Consider the following 13791-nt stretch of genomic DNA (forward strand, 5'->3'; position numbering starts at 1 on the left):
AAAGATGCTAAATATATCTTGGAACAAAGAATTATGGCATCGTTGTGAGCGCTAGCATTTCGACTTAGACAAGAGTTGCTCAAGTACTAGTACTTTTGTCAAAATGCTTAACAAAATACACAAAGAGCGCGTAGATTATGGCTCAATTTTCTGAATCAGCAGACGTGCCCGATATGGGGCGTCGTCAGTTCATGAATCTGCTCACTTTTGGGACTGTCACTGGAGTAGCTCTGGGTGCATTGTATCCCGTTGTCAAGTACTTTATTCCACCAGCAGCAGGTGGCGCAGGTGGCGGTGTAACGGCAAAAGATGAGCTAGGTAACGATGTTAGCGTCACTAAATTTCTCGAAAACCGGAATGCAGGCGATCGCAACCTAGTCCAAGGACTAAAAGGAGATCCTACCTATATTGTGGTAGACAGCAAAGAGGCGATCAAAGATTATGGCATTAACGCCATCTGCACCCACTTAGGTTGTGTCGTCCCCTGGAACGTTGCTGAGAACAAATTCAAGTGTCCTTGTCATGGTTCCCAGTATGACGAAACTGGTAAAGTTGTTCGAGGCCCAGCACCTCTGTCTCTGGCTTTAGCCCATACCAACGTAAACGACGACAAAATCGTTTTAACCCCTTGGACTGAAACCGACTTCCGCACAGGTGATGCACCTTGGTGGGGTTAATAATTTTGTCATTAGTCCTTAGTCATTTGTCCTTCGTTCAGGGCTTAATGACTAATGACTAATGACCAATGACTAATGACTAATTCAATCGTCGCCCTTATTAGAGATGAGAAATGTTTTCCTAACAGCGAGGTTAACTCGCAGTGCTAGAGCGATTGTAAAAACATTGCTCATAGCGATCGCTACTGTGACATTTTACTTCACCAGCGATCTAGCACTTCCCCAGTCAGCTGCCGCCTATCCCTTTTGGGCACAGCAAACCTATCCCGAAACCCCCCGCGAACCAACAGGGCGAATTGTTTGTGCCAACTGTCACCTAGCCGCCAAGGTTACAGAAGTGGAAGTTCCCCAATCGGTGCTACCTGACACTGTATTCAAAGCTGTGGTGAAAATCCCCTACGATCTAAGCGCCCAGCAAGTTGGTGCCGATGGTTCTAAGGTTGGCTTGAATGTCGGTGCAGTACTGATGCTACCCGAAGGCTTTAAGATTGCTCCTGAAGACCGTCTTTCCGAAGAACTTAAAGAAGAAGTTGGCGACACATTCTACCAACCCTACAGCGAAGACAAAGATAACGTCGTCATCGTCGGCCCTTTACCTGGCGAACAGTATCAGGAAATCGTCTTCCCAGTTCTTTCTCCCAACCCCGCAACCGACAAAAACATCCACTTCGGTAAATATTCAGTTCACGTAGGTGGTAATCGGGGACGCGGACAAGTTTATCCCACAGGCGAAAAGAGCAATAACGCTGTTTACAACGCTTCCGCTACTGGCACAATTACCAAGATTGCCAAAGAGGAAGATGGAGACGGTAACGTTAAATATCTAGTCAACATCCAACCTGAATCGGGTGATGTTGTCGTTGATACGATTCCTTTAGGCCCAGACCTACTTGTTTCCGAAGGTCAAGCAGTTAAGACTGGTGATGCTTTGACCAGCAACCCGAACGTCGGTGGATTCGGTCAAATAGATGCAGAAATCGTACTGCAAGACGCATCAAGAGTTAAATGGATGATTGCGTTCATCGCTCTTGTAATGTTGGCTCAAGTTATGCTTGTGCTGAAGAAGAAGCAGGTTGAAAAAGTTCAAGCTGCTGAGATGAATTTCTAAATTCTTTGCTAAATCATTACTTGTAGGACAGGCATCTTGCCTGTCTTTTTTATATGTTATATCAGGTTCGATTAAACACTTGTATTATAATATCTGTAGGTTGGGTTGAGGAACGAAATCCAACATTTCATCCTTGTTGATGTTGGGTTTCACTGCCGTTCGACCCAACCTACATTGATAGATTTTATTATAATTAATCACCGGAACTTGATATTAGTTAAACAAAGCCTGTAAATGTAGAACTTGACTGCTAATAAACTATGAGCGTAAATGCTCTAAAACACAAAAGACATCTTTTTCAAAAAGGATTTATGGAAGAATAAATTTTATAAAAAAATCTATTGAAAAGTCAATGTAATTTGCCAATTATGGAAGCTAAGGAACTAATTCAACGTTATGCTGCTGGAGAAAGAGACTTCACAGGAATTAGGATCGAAGGAAACGCTCTAGAAAATTCTGATTTACCAGGAATTATTCTTAGAGACGCTATGCTATACACCATCAATCTACGGAATGCCAATTTAGAAAGTGCTGTTCTAGATGGTGCGCGATTGGATCTCGCTGATTTAGAAGGGATTAATCTTGAGGGTGCTAGTTTAGTTCAAGTTAATTTGAATGAAACAATTCTATCAGGAGCAAATTTATATAATGCTGATTTGAGGGGTGCAGGATTACTGGAAGCCAGTTTGAACGATGCTGATTTGAGAGAAGCCAATCTCGAAGGTGCAACAGCTTTCTCTGCTTTTTTTAGTCATGCAAACCTTCGAGGGGCGAACATGAAGGGGATTGATCTCACATCGGGGTCTTTGGAGGGAGCTACGCTCAGAGGAGCCGACCTAACTCAAGCTAATCTGAGCTATGTGAGATTAAATGGGTGTATCTATGACTCAGAGACAATATTCGACAATTGTATTTTTCCACCAAATCCAGTAGAGTCTCCAAGAACTTTGTCTAGCGATGAGATTTACCCAATACTAGTAGCTCAAGGAGCTATACAGATTGCTGCTGGCGCTCAACTGCAAGGGTTGGATCTAAGAAATACTGATTTAAGCGATGCTGACTTGAGTACAGCAAACTTAAGTCAGGCTAATTTGAATGGTGCTGACCTCAGTGGTGCGTCCCTCTTTCAAGCCAATCTCGAAGGTGCAGATTTAGATTATGCGGATTTGACTAACGCAGACCTTGAGCAAGCTAGCCTAATTGACGCCCAGATGAGAATGGCTATTTTTTGCAATACCATTATGCTTGATGGGACTATACGCGATGATAGTTGTGCGGAAGAAGAGGTTGAAGATGAAGAAACTGTGTATGAGACTTAGATAATTTATATCCAAATTCCCTTTGGGAGGATATGTACTTAGTAAAAAATGTTTATATTAACTTATGGAAGTCCCTAATGTTTACGAAGCTAATAAAGATGAACGCATTATCATGAGCCTTTTTCTTGACTTGCTGATAAAGGATGCTATGCAGAACCCTTCTAAACTTGTTCCTTATACCCAAGAAATGAGCGATGAAATGGATGATTTACTAACTAATGTAATTATAGATTAATAGCTTTTTTATCAATTAATTAGATTAGTTAATTTACCAGCGACAGGATTTTGAGCGATATTATTAAACCTAGCCCTAGTTGAGTTGAGGTATTAGCCCGTGACAGTCTCAATAGAGTATATCCCCGTTACCCCAATTGAGTACCCAGATGAGGACGGTAAGCCGATGGCTGAAGGTGATATCCAGTGCAGTTATTTGACTTATGCAAGAAATGCGTTGAGGATTTATTTTCAAAATCACCCAAATGTATACGTCGCTGGTAATCTATTTATTTACTACGAAAAAGGTTATCCAGAATCGGTTGTCGCTCCAGATGTATTTGTGGTCTTTGGAGTGGAAAACCGTGACAGACGCTCTTACAAAACCTGGGAAGAAAATAATCAAACGCCAGATTTTGTTCTAGAAATTACCTCAAAAACCACCCGCAGCAAAGACCAAGGTGCAAAGAAAGGAATTTACGCCTTTCTGGGAGTGCGTGAATATTTTCAATATGACCCCACAGGCGATTATCTCAATCCCCAACTTCAGGGTTTACAGTTGGTTGATGGAAATTATTTCCCAGTGGCAACCAATACCCTACCAGATGCTACAGTCTCCCTATCCAGTCAAGTTTTAGGGCTAGAGTTACGCTTGGAGGCGGGAAAATTGCGTTTTTACAATCCAGCTACGGGTCAAATACTCTTAACTCATGAAGAGGAAGCAACTGCACGACAAGCCGCAGAAGAGAAAGCGCAAAGATTAGCTGCTAAACTCCGAGAATTAAATATTGATCCAGATAGCCTTTAGCTAATAATATAGGGTGAGCAATGCCCACCCTACTGCTGTTGATTATTTTTTGTGAGACTATAGCGGACGGTAGACGCGATAGTTGATTTCAGGGAAGATATTATCCATTAACTCGACTTTTTCCAGCCAACCGCTGTCAATTTTGCCGATTTTAACGTCTTCGTAGAGCTTATTGAACCGCATTAGGTGCGATCGCGTCCGTCTAACTGCATAGGGTACCATCGTTCCCGTCCGCATAATAAATGCCCAGTCGGAAGATTGTGCTAATAACAATTCCCGCGCTGCTTGGTTCAATGCTTTTTCCCCCAACTCATCCTCTGGTTCTAGGTGCGAAATTTCAATCATCCGTTCAGCAGCTTTATGCAAATGTGGATAAATCCACGCATTTGTTTCATTCAACCAATATTCGTGGAAACCCTTGAAACCCCAACTAGACTGCGAAGGACGACACACTTGCTGAGTTGGCTGATCTCGCAAATAGTCTGCTAAATGGGTCATTTGATATGTTTTTTGGTCATACCACGATTTGCGGAATAGGTAATCGATGAACCAAGGGCCTTCATACCACCAATGTCCAAATAACTCTGCGTCATAAGGCGAAACAATAATTGGCGGGCGTTGCATTATACCATAGAGATGCTCAGATTGCCTCTCTCGGTTATACATAAAGTTATCAGCGTGTTCTGCTGCCTTTTCTCTAGCCCAATAAGGATCGTAGAGCGCCTTATCTGATAGACCTAAGCCACGACCCGTAATTTTGTGATACTTAATGCCCGTATTTTTCCGCTGACCATTGGGCATAATGTAGGGCTTGATGTACTCATATTCTGCTTCCCAGCCCAAATCTTTGTAAAATTCTCGATATTCCGCCGCCCCAGGATAGCCCACCTCAGAAGACCATACCTGTTGGGAAGATTCATGATCTCGACCAAAGACAGCAACACCAGTTTCTGTATAAATTGGCGCATAAGTACCAAAACGCGGACGGGGACGGGCATAAAGAATGCCATGCCCATCAGTGAGAAAGTAGCGTAATCCAGCATCAGCTAGCATCCGCTCTAAACCTTCATAGTAGGCACATTCCGGCAACCAAATGCCTCTGGGTGCTTGTCCAAAGGTTTGTTCGTAATGTTCGCAAGCTACCTGAATTTGCGCCCACACTGCTTGCGGATACATTTTCATCAACGGTAAATAGCCGTGTGTAGCGCCGCAAGTGATAATTTCTAGGTTGTTACTGTCTTGGAACTTCTTAAAAGCTGTCACCAAGTCCCCGCCGTACCGTTCCCATAGCTGACGCGCTTCGCTAAACTCAGTCACGTAATGTTCGGCTAGATAACGAAGATGCCCGTTGTTGACATTATGTTCTGCTTCTAGTGCTATAAGTTCTTCTAGTTGAGCTAAGTGTGCTTCGTAGCGTTCTTGAAGCAAAGGATCGCGAAGCATCGACACTAAAGGGGGTGTCATACTCATCGTGATTTTAAAGTCGATACCGTCTCGCTTTAAGCCTTCAAATACTTTCAATAAGGGGATGTAGGTTTCTGTGATGGCTTCATAGAGCCATTCTTCCTCCAGCACGTAGTCACTTTCCGGGTGACGAACGAAGGGTAGATGTGCGTGGAGTACAAGCGCGACGTAGCCGATAGCCATAGTGATTTTGGGGTGATACTTGTAAGTTGAAGGTCGAGAGGTTTGCCTGAAATTAACAATATTTTAAGACTTTATGGGGATCGTAAGAATAGTTTTCAGTTTAGTTAATTACAGTGCTTGTGAGGGCACAACAATTGTTGTACCTCCATCGCCTTTTGTTGTTAACTAGTTGTAAAATCTGCCTATTTGTTTATTGTATAATCCTACACTGAAAATATTTACTCCGGTTCAAGACCTTTAGCTGGTAAGTGTTCCGCCAATTTTTCACCTAACTAACCTCAACAATTCAAGGTGCGTTAGCCTACGGCGTAACACACCTTACTTCAAATTTATATTTCTTCATATACATTGAATTTTGATCGCCGACTTACTCAATTGCGGGTTTGCTTCTTCTCCCGGCAATATTCTGGGTTAACGTGCGTTTCTGTGGGAGACTTACTTAGGTTTAAAAAAACGTCATTTATAACTGAGTCTTCCGATAAATCTGGCAGTATTTTTTACTTTCTAACTTGGGTTCGTACTGACTCTGCCCTTTGCCTAGCTTGTTGGTGCAGCTGAGTTTGATGAGCGATGCCTACGGTGGTGACTGAGCCAAGTCGTACCCCTCTGGGGAAGCAAGCTACGCGCAGCGTCTCGTAGAGAAGTGCGGGCTACGTCTACGCCAGAATTATATAAAAAAACGCTGAACTCGAACGCCGAAACCTGGTAAAAGTGGTGATGTGATTTCGTCATCAGCCAACAAGGTTGCGATCAGTTTTAATTGGGCAACTTCTCTGCGATAAAGTTCTAGCTGCTGTAATTGCCAATTTGCAATCCAATATTCTTGGACTCCTGTGGATGAGTATAGTTTTAGCTTCGCTTCTCGATCTCTACGTTCGTTAGTTGTCCCAGGAGAAAGCACTTCCACAATGAGTTCTGGCGCTCCTCTCAAATGCCCTTCATCATCTAGCAATTGTGCTAAACGCTCATGACTAATCCAAACTACATCGGGTATCACATTATCGGCATCTGTAAAAATTATACCGGGAGTTTGACGGGTTTCCCCTAGCCCACTAGAGCGAGACCAAATTTGTAATTCTAAGCATATATTGCCCGCAGTGCCTTGATGTTTCCAGTGAGGCGCTCTAGTCACAAATAGTTCTCCGTCAATAATCTCATAACGCTTCCATTCGTCAGTTGCAAGTAATTCTAAGTCTGAGGTTGTCCAACGGACTCGATCGGATATTGTTTGGTTCATAGCATTATTTTCCTATACCTAGTTTAGAGATAAAATTCTATCTTCTTGCCATACAACCCAGCTTTTGCGGTCTTTTTTTTCTGCATCTAAAACCGACAAAAATCCGGATCTCGAAATTCTTCTGACTTTTTCTGGTTGGGACTGAAATAGATCGTCAGGTTGTCGACAGCATAAAAATCCTCGCGATCGCGCCACCACCATTTAATCAAGCGAATGAGTAAATCAATTTGTTCGCGGTGTAAGTCAGATTCCAAGGGGGGTTCGTCACTATAGATATCACCCGGTGGGAAAATTATACTCTCAGTGACAGCTTGTAAACTAGGGGTGTTGGCAAGGGGCTGAGACATACAAGATAGTTTTTATGTTTGTATCTATGCTATCGTGACCAACCGTTTGCATTATGAATGCGTAAGCACAGCCCGTCATAGACATCGCACTTTTTATTCCTCATCCCGATATAACTCTTGCAAGTCCTGTAACTGAGTCTTTCGGGAAATCCGGCGATATTTTTTACTTTCTAGCTTGGGTTCGTATTGACTCTGCCCTTTGCCTTTGCTTTTGCTTTTTAACTTCATGGTGGATTCGGGATCGGCTTGTTGGTGTAGCTGTGTTTGATGAGCGATCGCAGCGTCCAAAAATTCTAAATAATGTTCGTATCGTTCCCAGTCTCCCCGCACAACACATTCAGGCTCGTCTCGATGCAGACAATCACTAAACCGACAGCTAGCAACTGCTAACCGCTTTCTGGCTTCTGGGAAATAATGGATTAATTCTTCTGGTATACAATCCATATCCGGCTGATTAAAACCGGGAGTGTCTGCCAGTAAACCACCACTAGGTAACTCAAATAATTCTATATGGCGAGTGGTATGACGACCACGAGCCAGTTTACCAGAAACTTCTCCGACTCGTAGCTTGGCAGAGTCAATCAGCGTATTAATCAGGCTGGATTTACCAACCCCGGAAGGCCCAGCAATGACGGTAATTTTATTGCTCAAATATTTGGCTGCTTGCTCAGTATTAATACCATCTTTAACACTGATAAAGATTGGTTCATAGCCCCAACCAAGTAGGCGATCGCTAACTTGTTGTTGTTCCTGCGGTGAAATTAAATCACTTTTATTCAAGCATAAAAGCACATCTAAATCAGTAGACTCAGCCTTAATCAGAAACCGACTGAGTTGATAAGGTTCCAAAGGTGGATCGGCAACGGCAAATACCAAGAGGATTTGGTTGACATTGGCGATCGCCGGACGATCTAACTCACTTTGACGGGGTAGAACATCAGCGATCGCTCCCCTCCCCCCAGCCCAATCTGGCTCTTCTACCACAACGCGATCGCCTACCATCACCTGTTGTCCAATTTTTTTCAGACGTGTTCTTCGGGTACAAAGCAACAGAGGAGGCGAGGGCAAAGAGGCATTTAAATCCAATTTCTCCTCTGCTCCCCCGCTCCTCTGCTCCCCTGCCTCTTGCTCCATCTGTACTCGGTAAAAATTAGCCTGTACAGCCACCACCGTACCCAATAACTGTCCAGTTGCGGCAAAATTTTCCCCTGTCATTGGCTAGCAACTGGACGGCGCACTAACAGAGAAAAATAACTAGTGCAGTCTGTAATTTGTTCCACCTGATAACCTGCCATTGTCAAACTATCAGGAACCTGCTCAATCGGCTCACCAGGGTCTAACCAGACTTCTAGCAAACCTCCCAATGGCATTTTCTCCAGACGTAGTTTTGTCCGCACGAAATTAATCGGGCAAGGGGTGCCGCGTAAATCAAGTTGAGCATCGGGAGTTAAAACAGAAGAGGGCATCATCACTTAAATAAATTTCCCAAGAATCCTTCTAGACCGCCTTTACCAGTCCGATCGCCCTTAATTTTAGCTAGCTTCTCCAGCAGTTCCCTCTCCTCTGGGGTGATTTTATTGGGAATATCAATTAATACGTTCAGCATGTGATCCCCACGACTTACGGGATTACCCAAACGGGGTACGCCGCGATTTTCCAACTTCATCACTGTATTCGGCTGAGTTCCAGCTGGAATGATTAGTTCTACCGGCCCATCGACTGTATCTACCTCTAACCGACAACCTAAAATCGCTTGCAGGTAGCTAACTTTGATTTCCGAGAGAATATTAATCCCATCCCGTTGGAATTCCTCGTCCTCATTCACGAACAAGTAAACGTATAAATCCCCAGGAGGGCCACTACGTTGACCAGCATCTCCTTCACTAGAAATCCGCAAACGCGTGCCATTATCCACCCCCGCTGGAATGGTAATTTTGAGTTTCTTTGTGACTTGATTTGCGCCCTTACCATCACACGCATCACACTTATCTTCAATTACCATCCCTGTTCCATTACAGGTGGGACAAGTTGAGACTTGGGTGAAACTGCCAAAGGGCGTTCTAGTCACACGGCGTACTTGAGCCGAACCGCCACAAGTCGAACAAGTCCGAGGGCGGGTTCCAGGTTTAGCACCAGAACCGCTACAAACTTCACAATTTTCTAGATGGGAGATGCGAATTTCTTTTTCGCCACCAAATATCGCTTCCCGAAAGTCTAACTTCAGGTCTAGCCGCAGGTCATCACCCCTGGCAGGCCCGCTGCGCCGTCTTTGTTGCGTGGGATTACCCATACCGCCAGCAAAGCCACTAAAAATGCTTTCAAAGATATCGGCAAAACCACCCATATCGCCGACATCTTGAAAGCCCGCGCCAGCAGCACCCGATACACCCTCTGGGCCAAAGCGATCGTAACGAGCGCGGGTTTCGGGTTCTGAGAGTACCTCATAAGCGCGGTTAATTTCTTTAAAGCGATCCTCCGCCCCCGGTTCTTTGTTCACATCTGGGTGATACTTCCGGGCTAGACGGCGATAGGCTTGTTTGATTTCTTCTTTGTCAGTGTCACGAGAGACACCCAGGATTTCATAGTAGTCGCGGGCCATATAGCAAAGGTAAAAGTTAGAAGGAAGAAAGCAGAAGTCAGTAGAACGTCATTCACGGTCACTTGCGACCCTATGGATTAAGTGTTTTGCCTACAGATATGCAAGAGCAACACATTATCCTTTAGAGGGCGGCTTGCCGGAAGGCAGGCAGAAGATAAAATTAATTTTTGTTAATAACTGATTTTACCCTTTACCTTTTACAAAAATCACCGACAAATCTTGAGCAACAGGTGCTTTCCTCGTGGGAGACGACAAAAGCTATAGAAGTTAGGAACAGGGGAAGCCTCTGCTCAGACTTCTCACTGCCGAGTCGGCTGTCTCTTTTACAATTGTGCTACGTAGGAGAGGAAAACCTCGCCCATCAACCAGAGGGGCTAGCCGCACCATTAGGTGTGGAAAACCACCCTTATGCTTTGGATTGGCCCTGAACTTGCACATTGCCTAGCCCAAAGTAATTTGCTTCTACAATCTAGCAAAGGACTGGGGTCTTGTGAAACTTCGCTAAATATTTAGATATATTAAAATGTCTTAATAAAAATTTGCAACTTAGGGGAGTGGGAGCAGGGGAGCAGGGGAGCGGGGGAGCAGAGGAGAAGTAAGTTGCAGTAAGTTTTTCCCCTCTGTCCCTTTGCCCCCTTGCCCCTCTGCTTCTTGTGCCCAATGCCCAATGCCCAACCCCTAATCTATCGCCTCATAATCAGCCTGAGCGGTACTTTCTTCGTCAAAATCAAAGTTGAATTGTGGTATTAGCGTCCCATTCATTGGTGAGTCTACTTCTGGGGTAAAGTGACCAGATGAACCCCCCTCAATCTCATCAGTTTGGCTGTTAGCTCGATTGTAAACATCAGCACCAATTGCAAACAAGGTTTGTTGGAAGTCGTCTAAGCGCTGCTTAAATTCCACTGTGGAAATGTTGGAGTCAATCATTGCAGCTTGGAGTTGTTCAACTTTTTCACTGGCCAAGGTTTTCATCTGGTCGCCGATAAAGTTGCTATTATCCTTGATGGTGGATTCATAACTGAACAACAAATTATCTGCTTGGTTTTTGAGTTCAACCAGTTCTTTACGTCTTTTATCTTCTTCGGAAAACAGTTCGGCCTCTTGGCGCATCCGTTCGACTTCGTTGCTACTCAAACCACCTGTATTGGTAATCCTGATACTCTGTTCTCTACCTGTACCTTTATCTTGGGCAGAAACCTTCAGGATGCCGTTGACATCGATTTCAAAGGATACTTCAATTTGCGGGACACCACGGGGAGATGGGGGAATCCCTGCTAGCAGAAACTTGCCGAGACTCTTGTTATCTCGTGACATCGCCCGTTCACCTTGGAGGATGTGAATTTCCACTGAGGTTTGTCCATCAACTGCGGTGGAAAAAACTTGTGACCGACTCGTAGGAATTGTGGTGTTGCGTTCAATGATTTTGGTGAACACTTCACCTAAAGTTTCAATTCCCAAGGACAGAGGGGTGACATCCAGTAGTAAGAGATTATCGACTTCACCACCTAACACACCTGCTTGAATAGCCGCTCCCAATGCTACAGCTTCGTCAGGGTTGATGGAGCGATCGGGAGCTTTGCCGTTGAAAAACTTAATTAGCGCGTTTTGGACTGCGGGAATACGGGTAGAACCACCTACCAAAATAATCCGATCTATGGCTTCTGGCTTGAGATCCGCATCTTTGAGCGATTGGATCAGTGGTTCGATGGTCGCTTCAATTAATTTCGCGGCGAGTTCTTCAAATTTCGAGCGGCTGAGTTCCATCTCCAGATGCTTTGGCCCGGTGTCATCTGCTGTGATAAAGGGCAAGTTGACAGAGGTATTCATCATACTGGAGAGTTCAATTTTTGCCTTTTCCGCAGCTTCCCGCAGGCGTTGCAGGGCCATTTTGTCTTTAGAAAGGTCGATTTTCTCTTGTTCTTGGAAACGTTCCATCATCCAAAGGACGATCGCATTATCAAAGTCGTCTCCACCCAAGTGGTTGTTACCACAAGTCGCTTTAACTTCAAAAACGCCATCCCCAAGTTGCAGGATCGATACGTCGAAGGTACCGCCTCCCAAGTCAAATACTAAAATTAGCTGCTCTTGGTCTTGCTTTTCCAATCCGAAAGCTAAAGCCGCAGCTGTTGGTTCATTGATGATTCTTAGGACTTCTAAACCTGCAATTGTGCCAGCATCTTTAGTTGCTTGTCTTTGAGCATCTGTGAAATATGCTGGTACGGTGATCACTGCTTGAGTGACTTCCTCACCCAAAAAGTTTTCCGCATCCTGCTTCAGCTTTTGCAGGATCATCGCAGATAATTCTTGGGGCGTGTAGTTTTTTGAGCGAATTTGGACATCAACAGTCTCGTCTCGACCTTTGACACAGTTGTAGGGAACGCGATCGCGTTCTATTTCAGTATCTTCCCAACGCCGCCCGATGAATCGTTTAATACTGTAAATCGTGTTTTCGGCATTGGTTACGGCTTGGCGCTTTGCCAATTGACCAACCAAGCGATCGCCACTCTTCCCAAATCCCACAATACTTGGAGTTGTTCGTCCACCTTCAGAATTGGAGATCACAAGTGGTTGACCACCCTCCAAAACTGCGACGCAACTGTTAGTAGTGCCTAAGTCGATCCCAATAACTTTTCCCATATTTGCCAGTATTTTTACTGAATATTTCTGCTGTAATATGTCGCGGACTAACTTTTTTGTTAAGAACAAAGGCTAGCGGATAACGTCTGTGCAACCCCTGTTGCTGGTAGCAAGATAGAAGTTGAAACACAGAGAGTTATCCAAAGCCTTGTCCAAGTTTTAGGTACGCGATGCTCGTCTTTGCTATAACCCAGGCACTTAAGGTCAGCGAGGCGAGCGACTACAGCTTAACTGCTGGCTGAACTCGACTGATCTTCTGGTGCAAAAGGTGTATCTTCCTTGGGAGCAGCTACTTTGACCATTGCATGGCGTAGCACGCGATCGCCCAAGTAATATCCGCGCACTAACTCTTCTAACACTGTTCCTTCAGGATGTTCATCCGTAGGTTCCCGCATTACTGCTTCATGCAGGTTAGGATCGAATTCTTGACCTTCGGGACGCATTGGTGATACACCCAAGCGCTTCAGGCTATCTACTAATTGTTTGTAAACGCCTTGGTAACTTTTGTGCATGGTCATTTCACCATCAGACTGTGGTTTGAGGTGCGATCGCGCCCGCTCAAAATTATCGACTATTGGCAGCAATTCCAAAATCGTATTCCGCTTCACCTGCAACTCTAGGTCTTCTTTTTCTTTGCTAGTGCGTTTCCGGTAATTCTCAAAATCAGCGGCAATCCGCATATATTGAGTACTACGCTCTTCTAGTTGCGTTTTGACGGACTCGATTTGTTGAGTCAGTTCTGCCAAAGCTGCTGTTTCCACTCCAGTTTTCTCAGTTGCAGCGACGTTATTTTCTGAATTGACAGCAGTATCGCCTGATATATTTGTTTGGGCTGCCACTTGCTCTGTCACCTCGCTGCCAGATTCATTGAAATTAGTTTGGGCTGGGAAGTCACTCTTCATTGCTTGCTTTACCTCTGTTGGTTCACCCAATTGCTGGCTTGTATTGTTTATCTGTTTATTTTCATCGATCATTGTCTATTCATTCCAGATCCTATTTATGGCAGTGTATCTCTACAGCTTGCAACCGTCGTCATCCACGACTTGCAACTGAGGCTGATTTTATTGCCGACAAGTTCCTGGAAGTGATATAACCGTCCTCTTATTGTGACAAATGGTGAACACGTTAGCTCAGACGCTACTAAGGCGGGAACCCGAACGAGTAGTTTGCAATAGTAGCGCCAAATGTGACTCGCCCCT

13 protein-coding genes and 1 pseudogene are annotated in these 13791 nt (G+C 44.6%); 6 read left to right on the plus strand and 8 right to left on the minus strand.

All coding sequences use genetic code 11. From position 1 onward, the window contains the following. The first annotated feature begins 137 nt into the window (after window positions 1–137). From petC to V7K84_RS23000, 5 genes are all read left to right on the plus strand, one after another. Entirely contained in the window at window positions 138–677 is a 540-nt protein-coding gene (gene petC / locus V7K84_RS22980) for a cytochrome b6-f complex iron-sulfur subunit (RefSeq protein WP_292774200.1), read from the plus strand. Window positions 678–783: 106 nt separating this feature from the next. After that, complete coding sequence (gene petA, locus V7K84_RS22985) at window positions 784–1785, plus strand: cytochrome f (RefSeq protein WP_292734102.1); 1002 nt, start codon at window positions 784–786, stop codon at window positions 1783–1785. A 368-nt stretch (window positions 1786–2153) separates the two neighbouring features. After that, window positions 2154–3104 carry a pentapeptide repeat-containing protein gene (locus tag V7K84_RS22990; RefSeq protein ID WP_334841428.1) on the plus strand — a complete coding sequence of 317 codons (951 nt, stop codon included), beginning with the start codon at window positions 2154–2156 and terminating at the stop codon, window positions 3102–3104. A 64-nt stretch (window positions 3105–3168) separates the two neighbouring features. Continuing rightward, the gene (locus V7K84_RS22995) at window positions 3169–3339 is read left to right on the plus strand and encodes a hypothetical protein (protein WP_334841429.1); all 171 of its coding nucleotides are present in this window, start codon (window positions 3169–3171) and stop codon (window positions 3337–3339) included. A gap of 99 nt (window positions 3340–3438) precedes the next feature. Next, window positions 3439–4125, plus strand: a complete 687-nt coding sequence (locus tag V7K84_RS23000; RefSeq protein WP_334841431.1) for a Uma2 family endonuclease — start codon at window positions 3439–3441, stop codon at window positions 4123–4125. Window positions 4126–4182: 57 nt separating this feature from the next. Here V7K84_RS23000 and V7K84_RS23005 read toward each other — a convergent pair whose 3' ends face one another. From V7K84_RS23005 to dnaJ, 6 genes and pseudogenes are all read right to left on the minus strand, one after another. Next, the gene (locus V7K84_RS23005; protein WP_334841432.1) at window positions 4183–5772 is read right to left on the minus strand and encodes a glycoside hydrolase family 57 protein; all 1590 of its coding nucleotides are present in this window, start codon (window positions 5770–5772) and stop codon (window positions 4183–4185) included. A 667-nt stretch (window positions 5773–6439) separates the two neighbouring features. Beyond that, window positions 6440–7009, minus strand: a complete 570-nt coding sequence (locus V7K84_RS23010; RefSeq protein ID WP_334841433.1) for a Uma2 family endonuclease — start codon at window positions 7007–7009, stop codon at window positions 6440–6442. Window positions 7010–7048: 39 nt separating this feature from the next. Next, window positions 7049–7356, minus strand: a pseudogene (locus V7K84_RS23015) (Uma2 family endonuclease); the annotation flags it as partial. Between the two features lie 93 nt (window positions 7357–7449). Further along, on the minus strand, window positions 7450–8571 hold the full coding sequence (rsgA, locus tag V7K84_RS23020; protein ID WP_334841434.1) for a small ribosomal subunit biogenesis GTPase RsgA: 1122 nt from the start codon (window positions 8569–8571) through the stop codon (window positions 7450–7452). After that, window positions 8568–8825: a sulfurtransferase TusA family protein gene (locus V7K84_RS23025; protein WP_099102520.1), complete on the minus strand. Its 258-nt coding sequence runs from the start codon at window positions 8823–8825 to the stop codon at window positions 8568–8570. Before V7K84_RS23025 ends, rsgA begins: the two co-directional genes overlap by 4 nt. After that, window positions 8825–9955: a molecular chaperone DnaJ gene (gene dnaJ, locus V7K84_RS23030; protein WP_094347888.1), complete on the minus strand. Its 1131-nt coding sequence runs from the start codon at window positions 9953–9955 to the stop codon at window positions 8825–8827. Before dnaJ ends, V7K84_RS23025 begins: the two co-directional genes overlap by 1 nt. 167 nt (window positions 9956–10122) lie before the next feature. Here dnaJ and V7K84_RS23035 point away from each other — a divergent pair, with 167 nt between their 5' ends. After that, window positions 10123–10383, plus strand: a complete 261-nt coding sequence (locus tag V7K84_RS23035; protein ID WP_334841435.1) for a hypothetical protein — start codon at window positions 10123–10125, stop codon at window positions 10381–10383. Window positions 10384–10633: 250 nt separating this feature from the next. Here the strand turns inward: V7K84_RS23035 and dnaK are convergent, their stop codons facing one another. Together dnaK and grpE are read right to left on the minus strand one after the other, a co-directional pair. Continuing rightward, on the minus strand, window positions 10634–12592 hold the full coding sequence (gene dnaK, locus V7K84_RS23040) for a molecular chaperone DnaK (RefSeq protein ID WP_334841437.1): 1959 nt from the start codon (window positions 12590–12592) through the stop codon (window positions 10634–10636). A gap of 227 nt (window positions 12593–12819) precedes the next feature. Next, entirely contained in the window at window positions 12820–13566 is a 747-nt protein-coding gene (gene grpE, locus V7K84_RS23045) for a nucleotide exchange factor GrpE (protein WP_334841438.1), read from the minus strand. Window positions 13567–13791: the final 225 nt, after the last annotated feature.

It is taken from the genome of Nostoc sp., assembly GCF_036917315.1.
Lineage (GTDB): Bacteria > Cyanobacteriota > Cyanobacteriia > Cyanobacteriales > Nostocaceae > Nostoc.

Excerpts from the sequence above, each read along its gene's own strand:
- petC (WP_292774200.1), top strand. The coding sequence starts at position 138 with ATGGCTCAATTTTCTGAATCAGCAGACGTGCCCGATATGGGGCGTCGT.
- petA (WP_292734102.1), top strand. The coding sequence starts at position 784 with ATGAGAAATGTTTTCCTAACAGCGAGGTTAACTCGCAGTGCTAGAGCG.
- V7K84_RS22990 (WP_334841428.1), top strand. The coding sequence starts at position 2,154 with ATGGAAGCTAAGGAACTAATTCAACGTTATGCTGCTGGAGAAAGAGAC.
- V7K84_RS22995 (WP_334841429.1), top strand. The coding sequence starts at position 3,169 with ATGGAAGTCCCTAATGTTTACGAAGCTAATAAAGATGAACGCATTATC.
- V7K84_RS23005 (WP_334841432.1), bottom strand. The coding sequence starts at position 5,772 with ATGGCTATCGGCTACGTCGCGCTTGTACTCCACGCACATCTACCCTTC.
- V7K84_RS23010 (WP_334841433.1), bottom strand. The coding sequence starts at position 7,009 with ATGAACCAAACAATATCCGATCGAGTCCGTTGGACAACCTCAGACTTA.
- rsgA (WP_334841434.1), bottom strand. The coding sequence starts at position 8,571 with ATGACAGGGGAAAATTTTGCCGCAACTGGACAGTTATTGGGTACGGTG.
- V7K84_RS23025 (WP_099102520.1), bottom strand. The coding sequence starts at position 8,825 with ATGATGCCCTCTTCTGTTTTAACTCCCGATGCTCAACTTGATTTACGC.
- dnaJ (WP_094347888.1), bottom strand. The coding sequence starts at position 9,955 with ATGGCCCGCGACTACTATGAAATCCTGGGTGTCTCTCGTGACACTGAC.
- dnaK (WP_334841437.1), bottom strand. The coding sequence starts at position 12,592 with ATGGGAAAAGTTATTGGGATCGACTTAGGCACTACTAACAGTTGCGTC.
- grpE (WP_334841438.1), bottom strand. The coding sequence starts at position 13,566 with ATGATCGATGAAAATAAACAGATAAACAATACAAGCCAGCAATTGGGT.